At 67.7% G+C, this 12,988-nt stretch carries 12 protein-coding genes and 1 pseudogene; 2 read left to right on the top strand and 11 right to left on the bottom strand.

Going from position 1 to position 12,988, the window contains the following annotated elements:
• Positions 1-63 precede the first annotated feature (63 nt).
• The 4 genes from VLF18_RS04070 to VLF18_RS04055 form a co-directional block, all read right to left on the bottom strand.
• Complete coding sequence (locus VLF18_RS04070; protein WP_325278341.1) at positions 64-489, bottom strand: YciI family protein; 426 nt, start codon at positions 487-489, stop codon at positions 64-66.
• 209 nt (positions 490-698) lie between these two features.
• Positions 699-1,592, bottom strand: coding sequence for a sensor domain-containing protein (locus tag VLF18_RS04065; RefSeq protein ID WP_325278340.1), 894 nt, complete (start codon positions 1,590-1,592; stop codon positions 699-701).
• The gene (locus tag VLF18_RS04060) at positions 1,589-1,954 is read right to left on the bottom strand and encodes a PadR family transcriptional regulator (protein ID WP_325278339.1); all 366 of its coding nucleotides are present in this window, start codon (positions 1,952-1,954) and stop codon (positions 1,589-1,591) included. Before VLF18_RS04060 ends, VLF18_RS04065 begins: the two co-directional genes overlap by 4 nt.
• A gap of 138 nt (positions 1,955-2,092) precedes the next feature.
• Positions 2,093-2,344, bottom strand: a complete 252-nt coding sequence (locus tag VLF18_RS04055) for a GIY-YIG nuclease family protein (RefSeq protein ID WP_325278338.1) — start codon at positions 2,342-2,344, stop codon at positions 2,093-2,095.
• A gap of 128 nt (positions 2,345-2,472) precedes the next feature.
• Between VLF18_RS04055 and VLF18_RS04050 the strand changes: the two genes are divergently transcribed.
• Positions 2,473-2,733 carry a DUF1161 domain-containing protein gene (locus VLF18_RS04050; RefSeq protein ID WP_325278337.1) on the top strand — a complete coding sequence of 87 codons (261 nt, stop codon included), beginning with the start codon at positions 2,473-2,475 and terminating at the stop codon, positions 2,731-2,733.
• Positions 2,734-3,001: 268 nt separating this feature from the next.
• On the opposite strand, the gene VLF18_RS04045 is transcribed toward VLF18_RS04050, so the two are convergent.
• From VLF18_RS04045 to VLF18_RS04020, 7 genes and pseudogenes are all read right to left on the bottom strand, one after another.
• On the bottom strand, positions 3,002-4,567 hold the full coding sequence (locus tag VLF18_RS04045) for an oligopeptide:H+ symporter (protein WP_325278336.1): 1,566 nt from the start codon (positions 4,565-4,567) through the stop codon (positions 3,002-3,004).
• A 37-nt stretch (positions 4,568-4,604) separates the two neighbouring features.
• Entirely contained in the window at positions 4,605-5,366 is a 762-nt protein-coding gene (locus tag VLF18_RS04040; protein WP_325278335.1) for a queuosine precursor transporter, read from the bottom strand.
• A gap of 27 nt (positions 5,367-5,393) precedes the next feature.
• Positions 5,394-5,672 (bottom strand): metallophosphoesterase family protein, encoded by a 279-nt coding sequence (locus VLF18_RS23120; protein ID WP_414717181.1) that lies wholly within the window; start codon positions 5,670-5,672, stop codon positions 5,394-5,396.
• Positions 5,673-5,752: 80 nt separating this feature from the next.
• Positions 5,753-5,917 (bottom strand): annotated as a pseudogene (locus VLF18_RS23115) (metallophosphoesterase family protein); the annotation flags it as partial.
• A gap of 10 nt (positions 5,918-5,927) precedes the next feature.
• Positions 5,928-6,830: a DUF1684 domain-containing protein gene (locus tag VLF18_RS04030; protein WP_325278333.1), complete on the bottom strand. Its 903-nt coding sequence runs from the start codon at positions 6,828-6,830 to the stop codon at positions 5,928-5,930.
• Between the two features lie 23 nt (positions 6,831-6,853).
• Positions 6,854-8,698, bottom strand: coding sequence for a DNA mismatch repair endonuclease MutL (gene mutL, locus VLF18_RS04025; RefSeq protein ID WP_325278332.1), 1,845 nt, complete (start codon positions 8,696-8,698; stop codon positions 6,854-6,856).
• A gap of 90 nt (positions 8,699-8,788) precedes the next feature.
• The gene (locus VLF18_RS04020; protein ID WP_325278371.1) at positions 8,789-9,760 is read right to left on the bottom strand and encodes an RluA family pseudouridine synthase; all 972 of its coding nucleotides are present in this window, start codon (positions 9,758-9,760) and stop codon (positions 8,789-8,791) included.
• Positions 9,761-10,224: 464 nt separating this feature from the next.
• On the opposite strand from VLF18_RS04020, the gene VLF18_RS04015 reads away from it, so the two are divergent.
• On the top strand, positions 10,225-12,988 hold a 2,764-nt coding region (locus VLF18_RS04015), incomplete at its 3' end, for an Rne/Rng family ribonuclease (protein ID WP_325278331.1).

The following is a 12,988-nucleotide window of genomic DNA, read 5'->3' as shown; positions in this document are numbered from 1 at the left end:
CGCGTGCGATGGTGGAATGCGGCCGCGGCGCACGCAAGACGCGCACGCCGCGGCGCCGGCGAATCACTTGCGATTCTCGACCTCGGCGCGCAGGCGTTCTTCCTGCGCGCGCAGCTCCGGCGTGAGTTCGGCGCCGAAATCCTCCATCTCGAACAGCGGACGGATCTCGATCGTGCCCATCTGCCCGGTCGGATTCGGGCAGCGCTTGACCCATTCGATCGCTTCGTCGAGATCGCGCACCTGCCAGAGCCAGAAACCGGCGACGAGTTCCCGGGTTTCGGCAAACGGCCCGTCGACGACGGTGCGGGAGCTGCCCGAGAACTCCACGCGCGCACCGTGCGAACTTGCCTTCAATCCTTCGCCGGCCAGCATGATGCCGGCCTTGACGAGCTCTTCGTTGTAGCGCCCCATTTCGGCGAATTCCTGCTCGGTCGGCATCACGCCGTTTTCGGTGTCGTGGTTGGCTTTGACCAGAATCATGCAGCGCATCGTCGTTCTCCTACGTCGGTGGTCGGCCGCGCGTGGCGGCGGTTCTACTCAGACGTCGAAGCAGCGTGCGCCGGATCGACAGCGATCCGGAAAAAAATTTCGCCGCGGACCGTCACCGGCCGCGGCGAATTCTCGATCGACTGCAGGTCCCTCTCACGGAGCGGCGGCCCGCTACTACGATTCGTATTCCCGCTCCCTGTTCCCGCACCTCATCCCGCATGCACGAGCAGCTGCTTGGCCAGCGCGCCCTGCAGCTTGCCGATGCCGCGCGCCAGATGCATGAAACCGAACAGGATCAGCACGCCGAGCAGCACCTGGAACGGCTGCAGCCACAGCGGCGCCATCCAGACTTCGCCGTCGATGTTGACGAGGCCGAAACCAGTCAGCATGTGGACGATCGGATTCAGCGCGAGCCCGAGCCCGACGCTGATCGACGTGATCAGCAGCGTGAAGTAGAAAATGCCGAGCGGCAGCATGAGCACCATGTAGAACAGCGTGCCCCAGGTCCGCGCGTCGGTGAACAGCTGCTTGACCTTCTCGAGCAGCGGCTGGTTGCGCGGTGCATAGGGCGGACGCCGCGGCATGCGCTCGCCGAGCATGACCTCGACGATGCGGCCTTCGACGAGACTCAGCGCGCGCACGGTCGCCAGGAACAGAACGGTCAGCGGCAGGCCGATGATCAGGATCATCAGGCCGAACGACAGCGACAGACCGGTCAGCGCCCACGTGAAATAGAAGATGCCGGTCGGCAGCGCGAGCAGCATGTAGAACATCGACGCCCAGGCGCGCGGGTCGACCGCGACGCCGAAGAACCGCGCGAGCGCGGACTTCGCCGGCGGCGGCCGCGGCGTGCGCAGCGCGCGGTTCACGACGACTTCCTTGTCGCGGTAGATTTCGGCGACTTCGTCGGGCGCACCGTAGCTGTTGGCGATGCGCGCCAGCAGTTCCGCCGGCGCCGCGCCGGGGTTTTCGGCGAACTCGGCACGCAGATGGTCTTCGGCGTCGTAGAGGGCGTCCTGGATCAGCGCGGCGTCTTCGCCGCGCAGCGCGTCGCGCAGCTGCTCCAGGTATTCGTCGATAGTGCGCGGCGTTGGCCGGTTCATAGTTTCTTCCCCTCGATGACGGTGTCGACAAACGTGCGCGTGGCGGTCCAGGCGCCTTCCCATTCGCGCAAGACCTCGCGGCCCAGGTCGGTCGCGCGGTAGTAGCGGCGCGGCGGCCCGGTGACCGACGGCTCGACCTCGCTGTCGAGCAGCCCCGCCGCGCAGAGATTCCGCAATACCGGATACAGCGCGCTCTGCTTGCCGATCAGCACGCCGTCGCCGTTCTTTTCCAGCTGTTTCGCGATCTGGTAGCCATACAGCGGCTCGGCGGACTGCGCGAGCACCGACAGCAGCACCAGCGACACGGTGCCGGCGCTGAGTTCGCGCTCGAACTTCTTGCGATGGCTATCGATACCGTCCATCTGCCGCTCACTGATTCATAGGCTTGAGTGAACGATAGTGTGAAGTTGACAGTAGCGTATCGGCCGGAAGTCATTGCCTGCGGCGGGAATCGCAGAGCCGGGCCGCAGGGCCTTGCATGGCGACGCGTCCGGGGCCGCTCAGTTTTCGGAAAGGGCCACCAGCGTGCGCTTTTCAGACGCAGTCAGCCGCTTGATGCGCGCTTCCTCGCGCAGTGCCGCGGATTTGTCGGCCATCGCGAATACCGCGAGCAGCCGTTCGGGCGGGCGCGACCGCGTGTAGCGCGCGCCCTTGCCGGCCGCGTGCGCGGCGTAGCGCGCGGCGACGTCGACGGCGACACCGGTATAGATGCTGCCGCCGCGGCATTCGATCAGATAGACGTACCAGCTCATGCGTCGACGACAGCCCGCGTTCCGACCCGCTCCGTCAGCACCTTGCCACAACTCGCACCGGATGCCGCCAGCGGCCGGCGCGAAGCTGTTTTCCAGCCGACAACGGCCCTACCCGACTGGAGACTTCCGTGAAAACCGTCCTGACCCTGCTTGCTGTCGCCCTGTTCCTGAGCACCGGCGCCGCCTGGGCGCGCAAGCCCTGCGACGAGCTGCGCCAGGAAATCGCCGCCGGCCTCGACGCCAAGGGCGTCAGGCAGTACAGCCTGACCGTGATCGCCAAGGACGCCGCCGACGAGCGCAAAACCGTCGGCACCTGCAACGGGGGCACCGGACGCATCGTCTACGAACGCCAGACGCCGGCCGTCGAAGCCGCCGTCGCCAAGCGCTGAACGAGTCCTCCGTTTGCCGGCGCGTCGCGAGGTGATCGCGCCGGCTTTTTTATTCGCGGAGCACTGCCGGGCCGGGACAGCCGGCGGTGTTTCTGGGGAACGCAGGTTGGGCTGAGTGCCGGCGAAGCCCGGCATCAAGGTATCGCACCGACCAAGAACGCGTGTCGAAGCGATCGTCCGGGAAACTCCGCCGATCGCTTCGGCATGGGCATTTCGCGCAGATGCACCTTGATGCTGGGCTTCGCCTTCGGCTCAACCCGACCCGCGGTCAAGCCGACCTGTAATTGTCCACTTCTCGATAACTTCGCGCGTACAGGCCGAAGACCAGCGCCGCGATCAGCGCGAATGCGGCGAAGAAGAACATCTGGAACGCGGTCACGCTGAAGCCGGTCGAGGCGATGGAGTCGGTCACGCCCTGATTGCGCACGGCGAAATTGGCGAGCAGCACCCAGAGGTTGCCGATCGTCGTCGTGAGGTTCCAGAAGCTCATGACGACGCCCTTCATCGCCGACGGCGCCTGGCTGTAGGCGAATTCGAGGCCGGTCGCCGACACCAGCACTTCGCCGAACGTCAGCAGCGCATACGGCAGCACCTGCCAGACGATGGACATCGGGCTGCCGCCGTCCATGACGACCTGGATCGTGCCGATGACGATCCACGACAGTCCGCTGAACGCGATGCCCGCGGTCATGCGGCGCAGCGCCGTGGCCTCCCAGCCGATGCGGCGCAGCCACGGATACAACACGAGGTTGTTGAACGGGATCAGGATCATGACCAGCGCCGGATTCAGCGCCTGCATCTGCGAGGCGACGAACCAGTCGGGCTTGGTCATCGCATTGCCCTGGATGACCCAGGTCGACGCCTTCTGGTCGAACAGCGAGAAGAACGGCGTCACGAGCGCGAAGATCACGAGCACGCGCAGCACGCTGCGCACGCCGTCGACGGCGGCATCCGGATGCCGGCCGCGCGCGCGTTCGAGCTGCACCCAGGCACCGCCGCCGATGCCCGCAAGCAGCGCGACGAGCGCAAGGCAGATCGCGATGACGACGCCGAGCTTGTGCGCGAAGGCGATGGCGCCGATCGCGAGCACGGCGCCGGCGATCGCGACGACGAGACCTGGACGGCCTTCGCCGCCGCGGCGCGTCAGCAGTGCCGTGCGCACGACGCGATAGAACGAATCCGGATCGGCGCTGGTTGCCGGCGGCACCATGACGTACTGGCGGCGGCCGAGCCAGAGCACGAGCGTCGCGACCAGCATGAGGACGCCGGGAATGCCGAACGCGACCTGCGGGCCGTAGTTCTTCAGGAACAGCGGCATCAGCAACGAGGCGAACAGCGAGCCGAAGTTGATGATCCAGTAGAAGCCGTCGAACACGATCTTCGCGAGATGCTTGTTGGCCTGCGTGAACTGGTCGCCGACGAACGAGGCGACGAGCGGCTTGATGCCGCCGGAGCCCAGCGCGATCAGGCCGAGGCCGATGAAGAAGCCGAGCCGGTTATCGACGAACAGCGCGAGACAGAACTGGCCGATGCAGTAGACGAGGCTGAACCAGAGAATCGTGTTGTACTTGCCGAAGAAGCGGTCGGCGAGATAGCCGCCGAGCAGCGGAAAGAAGTACACGCCGATCATGAACGTGTGCATCAGGTCCTTGGCGGCAAGCTCCCGCTCGGCGCCGGCCGTGATGTGCTGCAGCAGCAGCGACGTGATCAGGAACTGCACGAGGATGTTGCGCATGCCGTAGAAGCTGAAGCGCTCGCAGCCCTCGTTTCCGATGATGTAAGGAATCTGCCGCGGCATGCGGGCGGCGGGCGCGGGGGCGGTCGTCGTGGTCATCGGCACTCCGGGTACGGGCTGTTCGGTCGCGCGCCGCTCAGGCGGCGGCCCTGGTCTTGAGTTCGTCGGCGAGCGGCTGGCCGAGCCAGCCGTCGAGCAGGCGGCGCATCGCGTAGATCACCGGCGTCAGCGCGATCGCGGCGCAGACTTTGTACGCATAGTTCACTGTTGCGACCGCGAGCCACAGGCTGATCGGCCACTGCTGCGGACCGATCACGAACGCGATGTAGAGCACGATGAGGCTGTCGAAGGCCTGCGACACGAGCGTCGAGCCCGTCGCGCGCAGCCAGATGTGCTTGTTGCCGGTGCGCTTTCGGATCGCGTGGAAGATGCCGACGTCGACGAGCTGGCCGATCAGGAACGCCGTGACCGAGCCGGCGATCGTCCAGAGTCCCTGGCCGAAGATCTGCGCGAACGCGGCCTGCATGTCGGGAACGCCCTGGGCTTCGCCGACCTTGACCCACCAGCCGGCCGGCGCGAGCGCGATCGCCGCGAACGCGAACACGAACGCATAGAGGATCAGGAACACCGCGAGCCAGGAAATCATGCGGACGCCGCGGCGGCCGAAGTATTCATTGATGACGTCGGTCATCACGAACACGACCGGCCAGAGCAGGGTGCCGGCCGTGAAGCTCAGCGAACCGGTCTGACCGTAGAGATTCCAGTTGAACGGTGCGAGCCCCAGCGTGTCTTCGAGTGCGAAGATCTTGACGCCGATGAGCTCGGCGAGGATCGCGTTCGCGACGAAGATTGCGGTCAGCACCAGAAAGAGTTTCTGCGCCTTGTTGCTGAATTCCACGTTTCCCCCTTGCGTGGTGGCGATGGATCAATGGCTGCGATAGCCGTCCTCGTACCGCTGCGCGACGACGCGCCATTCGCGCGTACTCGCCTGAAGCAGCAGACAGCTCGGTCCGCCGTAGGTGCGCGCCCGGCCCGCGGCACCCGGATTCAGGATCCAGGGCTCCGCATCGACATCCACCGCGAGCCGGTGACTATGCCCGTAAACGACGGCGCGCGCAGCCGGGAACGCCCGACGCAGCGCCGCGTGGCGGCCTCGCGGCGGCCAGCGGTCGCCGTGCACGACGACGAGCCGGCCGCCGGGCAGATCGAGTCCGGCCTGCTCCGGCAGCGCGGCAAGCGCACCGTATTCGCCCGCGGACCATTTCGCCGCGACGTCGTGTTGCCGCGCACCGCGGTCACGCGTCCGTCGGGCAGGCTTGCGCCGAGCGCCGCGAGCACGCCGGCCGCGCCGACGTCGCCGCCGTGCACGACCGCGTCGCAGCCTTGCGCGAGCGCGGCGATGCGCGCATCGATCAGGCCGTGCGTGTCGGAGACGATCAGCACGCGCATGCGCGCAGCGTCAGTGCGACGCGCCTTTGTACTTCTTCTCGCCGGCGTCGACGCGCAGGTTCAGCCGATTTTCCGGCGGCGCGAGCGGACAGGTCGCATACGGCGTGAATGCGCACGGCGGGTTGTAGGCCTTGTTGAAATCGAGGACGACCTTGCCGTCCTTGGGCATGTCGGCATACAGGAAGCGCCCGGAGCCGTAGGTTTCCTTGCCGGTCGTGCGGTCGGCGAAGATCACGAACAACTGCTTGGCATTCGGCGTCTCGAGCACGGGCATGAGCTCGTAGGTCTTGCCGTCGCGCTCGAACACGGCCTTGCCCGGAACCGGATACTTTTCGACCGTGCCGAGCACGGTCGGCACTTCGAGCGTCTTCGGCGGATCGAACGCTTCCCACTTCGCCTCGACGCGCCACTTCTCGGCGATCTCGTAGTAGTCGAGTCCCTTGAAATTCTTCAGCGTCGGCGCCTGGGCATCGCGCACGCGCAGCGCCTTCTTGCCGTCGCGGTCGATCACGATGAACGACGCATACGCGAACGCGACCTGCGTCGGACGCTCGGTGCGATCGTCCTGGAGCACGGCGCTCGTGGCCCGGTCGCTGCCGCCGACGACGGCGACCGCACCGGGCTCGAGATCGAATTTCACCTGACCGTTGGCCAGCGTCGCCTTGCCGAGCTTCGGCGCCGCGGCGGTGATCACGATATCGTTGCCCTTCGCACTGCCGATCGTGTTCACGCCTTCCTTGAGCCAGTGCAGGCCGACGAGACTCAGCCAGCCCGTTCCCGACTTCAGCCGGTCCAGACGCTCGGCGCGCCAGATCTTGATCTCGGCCGGATAGCGGTCCTCGATCGAGACATTTTCGAGCACGATGCCGGTGGGCGTCATCGCGGCCAGCGCGGCGGCAAGCAGTAGCGACATTGCAGGGTCCTCGTCAGTAACAGTCAGCGACCGCGCAGGAACAGGCGGTCGAGTTCGTTGATGGAAAGCTGCACCCAGGTCGGGCGGCCGTGATTGCATTGACCCGAGCGCTCGGTCGCTTCCATGTCGCGCAGCAGGGCGTTCATTTCGGGAATCGTCAGGCGCCGGTTCGCGCGCACCGAACCGTGGCAGGCCATGGTCGCGAGCACGTCGTTGCCGGCCTGCTCGATGCGGCGCGAATCGCCCTGCGTGCGCAGGTCGGCGATCACGTCGCGGATCAGCTGCGTCGCATCGGCGCCGTCGAGCAGCGTCGGCAGCCGCTTGACGACGACGCTCTGCGGACCGCTGCGCTGCAGTTCGAAGCCGAGTTCGGCGAAGCGCGCGGCCTGGTCCTCGACGCAGGCGGCCTCGCGTTCGCTCAAGCTGATCGACAGCGGCACGAGCAGCATCTGCGAGCGGATGCCCTGCCCGGCCTGCGCGGTCTTCAGCCGTTCGTAAGTGATGCGCTCGTGCGCCGCATGCATGTCGACGAGCACGAGACCGTGCGCGTTCTGCGCGAGCACGTAGATGCCGTGGAGCTGCGCGAGCGCATAGCCGAGCGGCGGCGGCGCCTCGCCCGAGTCGGCCGCGGCGAGCGACGCGGCAAATGCTGCATTGTCCACACCAGAATAGATGGACGGCGGCGCCATGGCTGTCGCGGGGCCGGCGGCTGCCGCGGCCGCGCCGCCGAGCAGCGCGGCGTAGTCGGCCAGCGGTTCGCGCGCGCCGAGCCCGAGCGAACTCTGGCCGCGCCAGTTGCCGTAGGCATAGGCATTGGCCGCCGCGGCACCCGGCAAAGGTGCGGCGGCGACCGACGGCGCGGTGCCCGCGCGCGTCTCGGCCAGCGCATCGTTCAAGGTGCGATACAGGAAATCATGGACGAGGCGCGCCTCGCGGAAGCGCACTTCGTGCTTGGCCGGATGCACGTTGACGTCGACGCCGAGCGGGTCGAGATCGAGAAACAGCACGAACGCCGGATGCCGGCCGTGGAACAGCACGTCGGCATAGGCCTGACGCACGGCATGCGCGACCACCTTGTCGCGCACCAGCCGGCCGTTCACATAAAAATATTGCTGGTCGGCCTGGGCGCGCGACGCCGTCGGCAGCCCGACCCAGCCGCTCAGGCTCAATCCGGCGGCCGCATGTTCGATGCGCAGGCTCTGCTGCAGAAACTCCTCGCCGAGCAGATCGCCGACGCGTGCGGCGACCGTCGCCGCGTCGGCGGCCGCACGCAACAGCCGCACCGGCTTGCCGTTGTTGCTCAGGCGGAATTCGACGCCGGTATGCACGAGCGCGAGCGAGGCGATCAGCTCGTCGATGCGGCCGAACTCGGTGCGCTCGGCGCGCAGGAATTTTCGCCGCGCCGGCACGTTGTAAAAAAGGTCGCGCACTTCGATCGTCGTGCCGGCCGGATGCTGCGCCGGTTTCGGCGGCTGCGGCTTGCCGCCGTCGACTTCGACGCGCATCGCATGCGCCTGCGCGGCCGGCTTGGACGTCAGCGCGAAGCGTGCTATCGACGCGATGCTCGGCAGCGCCTCGCCGCGGAAGCCGAGCGTCGCGACGCGTTCGAGATCGTCGAAGCTCGCGATCTTGCTCGTCGCATGCGCGCTGACCGCCAGCGGCAGGTCGTCGGCGTCGATGCCGCCGCCGTCGTCGCGCACGCGGATCAGCCGCGCGCCGCCTTCCTCGATGTCGACTTCGACGCGCCGCGCGCCGGCGTCGAGACTGTTCTCGACGAGTTCCTTGACGACCGAAGCGGGACGCTCGATGACCTCGCCGGCGGCGATCTGGTTGACGAGTTCGACGGGGAGCTGGCGGATGCGAGGCATAAGCGGCCGATCATAGCCCGAAGCGGCGCGGGTCGCGGAGCCCGCGACCGCACCGCGCTCAGTACCGCATCGCCTGCAAAAAGTTCCGCGCTACCGCGACGCGGCGCGCGGCAGCTTGTCGAGCACCGCCGCGAGATCCTCGGCCAGCGGTGCGGAGAATGCGTAGGTCTTGCCGCCGAGTTCGAAGCCGAAATGCTTGGCGTGCAGGAACAGCCGGCGCAGGCCGTAAGGCCGCAGCGATTTGTTGAAATCGGCGTCGCCGTACTTGTCGTCGCCGGCGATCGGATGCCCCAGATGCTGGCTGTGCACGCGGATCTGGTGCGTGCGGCCGGTCTCGAGCGTCGCCTCGACGAAGCTGCCCGGCGCGTAGCGGTCCATGGTCTTGAAATGCGTCAGCGACGGCTTGCCGTCGGTATCGACGCGGACCATGCGCTCGCCGCCCTGGAGGATGGACTTGCGCAGCGGCGCGTTCACGCTGAGCGAAGCGCGCGCCAGATGGCCCTGCAGCAGACACAGGTACTGCTTGGTCGTGCGGTTTTCGCGGATCAGTTCCTGTAGTCCGGTCAACGCCGCACGGCGCCGCGCGAGCACGAGCACGCCGCTGGTGTCACGGTCGAGGCGGTGGACGAGTTCGATCGAGTCGTTCGGCCGAAGCGCCCTCAGCAGTTCGATCGCGCCGTGGCTGACGCCGGAGCCGCCGTGCGCGGCGATGCCTGCCGGCTTGGACAGCACGAGAAAGTCGCGGTCCTCGTGAATGATGGAATCGCCGATACGGTCGGTCAGCGCCCGCGACGGCGGGGCCACGACGCCGGGCTCGGCCGTGCGGACGGGCGGGATGCGCACCTCGTCGCCGCCGGCCAGGCGCGTGTCGGGCTTGGCGCGCTTGCCGTTCACGCGCACCTGTCCGGTCCGCAAGATCCGATAGATCAGGCTCTTGGGCACGCCCTTGAGCTGCCCGGCGAGGAAATTGTCGATGCGCTGCCCGTCGCGGTCGTCCGCGACGCGGACCAGCCTCACGCCTGCGGCCGCGTCTGGGGAGTTGCCCGAAGTTCGCGTCACGATTGAAAAAATCTGCTGTCAGCTGATAGACTCGGGCGGCACTTCGCGTCAAGGAACGAGGTATTCGACCATCGTTCGGCGACGCACCTACCCGTTGACTGTACTGCCGGCCCCGGCGGATTCCTGACCGGAACCATCGCGGCGACCGGCGGCATCGTAACGGATCGGGTCGGAGATTGCCCGCAGCGCAACAAGCGCCGCGGAGGGTCTCCGGTCGTGCAACGGCAATACTTTTCGTGCCGACGCGATGCGAGTCGCGGCGGACCAGAACAACACCGCGCTCCCGGCGATGGCCGCGAGAGTGCGCAGCCAGGACGGCGCCGGACCGGCGCATTGCGCCACCGTCGTCCGCCGACCGGCATCCGCCGGTCTTTCCGTACGCAGCAGCCGCTGCGTAACGCAGGAGTATTCCTGCGAGGTATGCGCCTCCGCGTCGTCGCGGTAGAGCGCATTACGGAATCAAGACAATGAAACGCATGTTGATCAACGCGACTCAGCGTGAGGAGTTGCGTGTGGCCATCGTGGACGGCCAGAACCTGTTCGACCTCGATATCGAAATCCCGTCCAAGGAACAGAAAAAGGCCAATATCTACAAAGGCCGCATCACCCGGGTCGAACCCTCGCTCGAAGCCTGCTTCGTCGAATACGGCGGCGAGCGCCACGGCTTCCTGCCGCTGAAGGAAATCTCCCGCGAATTTTTCACGCCGGGCGTCGACCACAACCGCGCCGGCATCCGCGAACTCATCAAGGAAGGCCAGGAGATCGTCGTCCAGGTCGAGAAAGAAGAGCGCGGCAACAAAGGCGCGGCGCTGACGACATTCATCTCGCTCGCCGGCCGCTACATGGTGCTGATGCCGAACAACCCGCGCGCGGGCGGCGTCTCCCGCCGCATCGAGGGCGAGGATCGCGCCAATCTCAAGGAACTCATGGATCAGCTCAACTGCCCGGACGACATGGGGCTGATCATCCGCACGGCCGGCATGGGCCGCGACGCGGAAGAGCTGCAATGGGACCTCGACTACCTGCTGCAGCTCTGGAAGGCGATCTCCGAAGCCGCGACCTCGCGCCAGAGCCCGTTCCTGATCTACCAGGAATCCAAGCTCATCATCCGCGCACTGCGCGACTACCTGCGCAACGACGTCGGCGAGATCCTCATCGACAACGAAGAGCTCTACCACGACGCGCGCGACTTCGTGCAGCAGGTCATGCCGACCAACCTGCGCAAGCTCAAGCTCTACCGCGACACGACGCCGCTGTTCTCGCGCTTCCAGATCGAAACCCAGATCGAGAACGCGTTCGAGCGCACCGTGCGGCTGCCGTCCGGCGGGTCGATCGTCATCGACCAGACCGAAGCGCTGACCGCGATCGACATCAATTCGGCGAAGGCGACCAAGGGCGGCGACATCGAGGAAACCGCGTTCAACACGAACCGCGAAGCCGCAATCGAGATCGCGCGCCAGCTGCGCATCCGTGACGCCGGCGGCCTGATCGTCATCGACTTCATCGACATGGACAGTCCGCGCCACCAGCGCGAGGTCGAGGAAACGCTGAAGGATGCGCTGAAGCTCGACCGCGCGCGCGTGCAGCTCGGCCGCATCTCGCGCTTCGGCCTGCTCGAAATGTCGCGCCAGCGCCTGCGCCCGAGCCTCGGCGAATCCACGCAGATCGTCTGCCCGCGCTGCACCGGCCACGGCCGCATCCGCAGCATCGAGTCGCTGTCGCTGTCGGCGCTGCGCCTCGTCGAAGAACACGCGATGAAGGACAACACGGGCCAGGTGCTCGTGCAGGCGCCGTCGTCGGTCGCGAATTTCCTGCTCAACGAAAAGCGCCGCCAGGTCAGCGAGATCGAGCAGCGTCACGACGTCGCCGTGATCATCGTCGCCGACGAAAAGCTCGAAACCCCGCATCTGGAAATCCAGCGCATCAAGAGCGCCGACCTCGGCGATGCGCCGCGGCCGAGCTACGAGCGCCTGACGCCGATCGTCGTGACGCCGCCGCCGCAGGTCGCGCAGCCGAGCGCCGAGCCGGAACGCCCGGCCGTGAGCCGCGTCGTGCCGGCGAGCCCGGCTCCGCTGCGTCCGGACGGCGACGAACCCGTCGCGGCAGCACCGGCACCGGCGGCTCCGGCCGCACCGGCGCGCTCGGTGCCGAGCCAGGGTTTCTGGTCGCGCGTGATGGCGTTCTTCAAGGGCGACGAGCCCGCGGCCCCGCCGACCGCCGTCGCTCCGGCACAGCCGGTCAAGCCGGCGCGCCCGTCACAGCCGCAGCGCGGTGAACGCGACCAGCGTCGCGGCGGTCGCGACCAGCGCGGTTCCCGCAGCGACGCGCAGGGCCGCGGCCAGCGCGACGGCGGCAAGCCGGCGCGTCCGGAAGGCCAGCAGGCCAAACCGGGCCAGGGCCAGCCCCCGCGCCAGGACAAGGACAAGGATGCGCGCACGGCGCAGAACGCGGCGGGTGCGACCAAGCCCGAGCGCCAGGAAAAGCCGGAGCGTCAGGACAAGGCAGAGCGCCAGGACAAGCGTCCGCAGGGCGAGGGCCGCGGCCAGCGCGTCCCGCAGGACGCGCGCGCCGATGCCAAACCGGCCGATGCGCGCGCCGATACCGCAACCGCGAAGCCGGTCGAGCCGCGCGCTGCAGCGCCGGCCGAATCGCGCCCGGCCGAAGCCCGCGCCGAGACGCGTGCGCCGGCTGCCGTGACGGACCCCAGGGAAACGGCCGCCGCGACTGCCGTGGCGGCCGGTGAAGTCGCGCCGGGCGTCGCCGCCGACGAGGCCGGTCGCGAGGGCGGACGTCGCCGTCGCGGACGTCGCGGCGGTCGCCGCCGTCGTCGCAATGACGGCACGACGGCCGAAGGCGGCAGCGATCTCGACGCCGACGACTTCGACGACGAAGAGAAAGATGCCGCAGATGTAGCAAATGATTCGAAAGCCGCAAATGCCGCCGACACGGCCAAGCCTTCGGGCGACGCGGGCGCAGCGCGCACCGAAACGCCGCGCGAGCCGCGTCCGGCACTGCGTCCGTCCGACGCCGGTGTTGCAGCCATGCCGACCAGCGCCGCGCCGATCGCTTCGGCGCCGGTGTCGCCGACGCCTGCGGCCGTGAAGCCGACGGCGATGCCGGTCGATGCTTCGGCTTCGGTGCCGGCGGCTTCGGCTCCGACCGCTTCGGCTCCGACCGCTTCGGCTCCGACGGCTTCGGCTCCGACGGCTTCGGCTCCGACGGCTTCGGCGC

It is taken from the genome of Tahibacter sp., from assembly GCF_035481375.1.
Taxonomy (GTDB): Bacteria; Pseudomonadota; Gammaproteobacteria; order Xanthomonadales; family Rhodanobacteraceae; genus Tahibacter.
Note: the sequence above shows the minus strand (reverse complement) of the source record. Positions and strands in the feature narration are given on the sequence as shown.

Coding starts and splice junctions, on each gene's coding strand:
- VLF18_RS04070 (WP_325278341.1), bottom strand. CDS start 489: ATGCGCTGCATGATTCTGGTCAAAGCCAACCACGACACCGAAAACGGC.
- VLF18_RS04065 (WP_325278340.1), bottom strand. CDS start 1,592: ATGAACCGGCCAACGCCGCGCACTATCGACGAATACCTGGAGCAGCTG.
- VLF18_RS04060 (WP_325278339.1), bottom strand. CDS start 1,954: ATGGACGGTATCGATAGCCATCGCAAGAAGTTCGAGCGCGAACTCAGC.
- VLF18_RS04055 (WP_325278338.1), bottom strand. CDS start 2,344: ATGAGCTGGTACGTCTATCTGATCGAATGCCGCGGCGGCAGCATCTAT.
- VLF18_RS04045 (WP_325278336.1), bottom strand. CDS start 4,567: ATGACCACGACGACCGCCCCCGCGCCCGCCGCCCGCATGCCGCGGCAG.
- VLF18_RS04030 (WP_325278333.1), bottom strand. CDS start 6,830: ATGTCGCTACTGCTTGCCGCCGCGCTGGCCGCGATGACGCCCACCGGC.
- mutL (WP_325278332.1), bottom strand. CDS start 8,698: ATGCCTCGCATCCGCCAGCTCCCCGTCGAACTCGTCAACCAGATCGCC.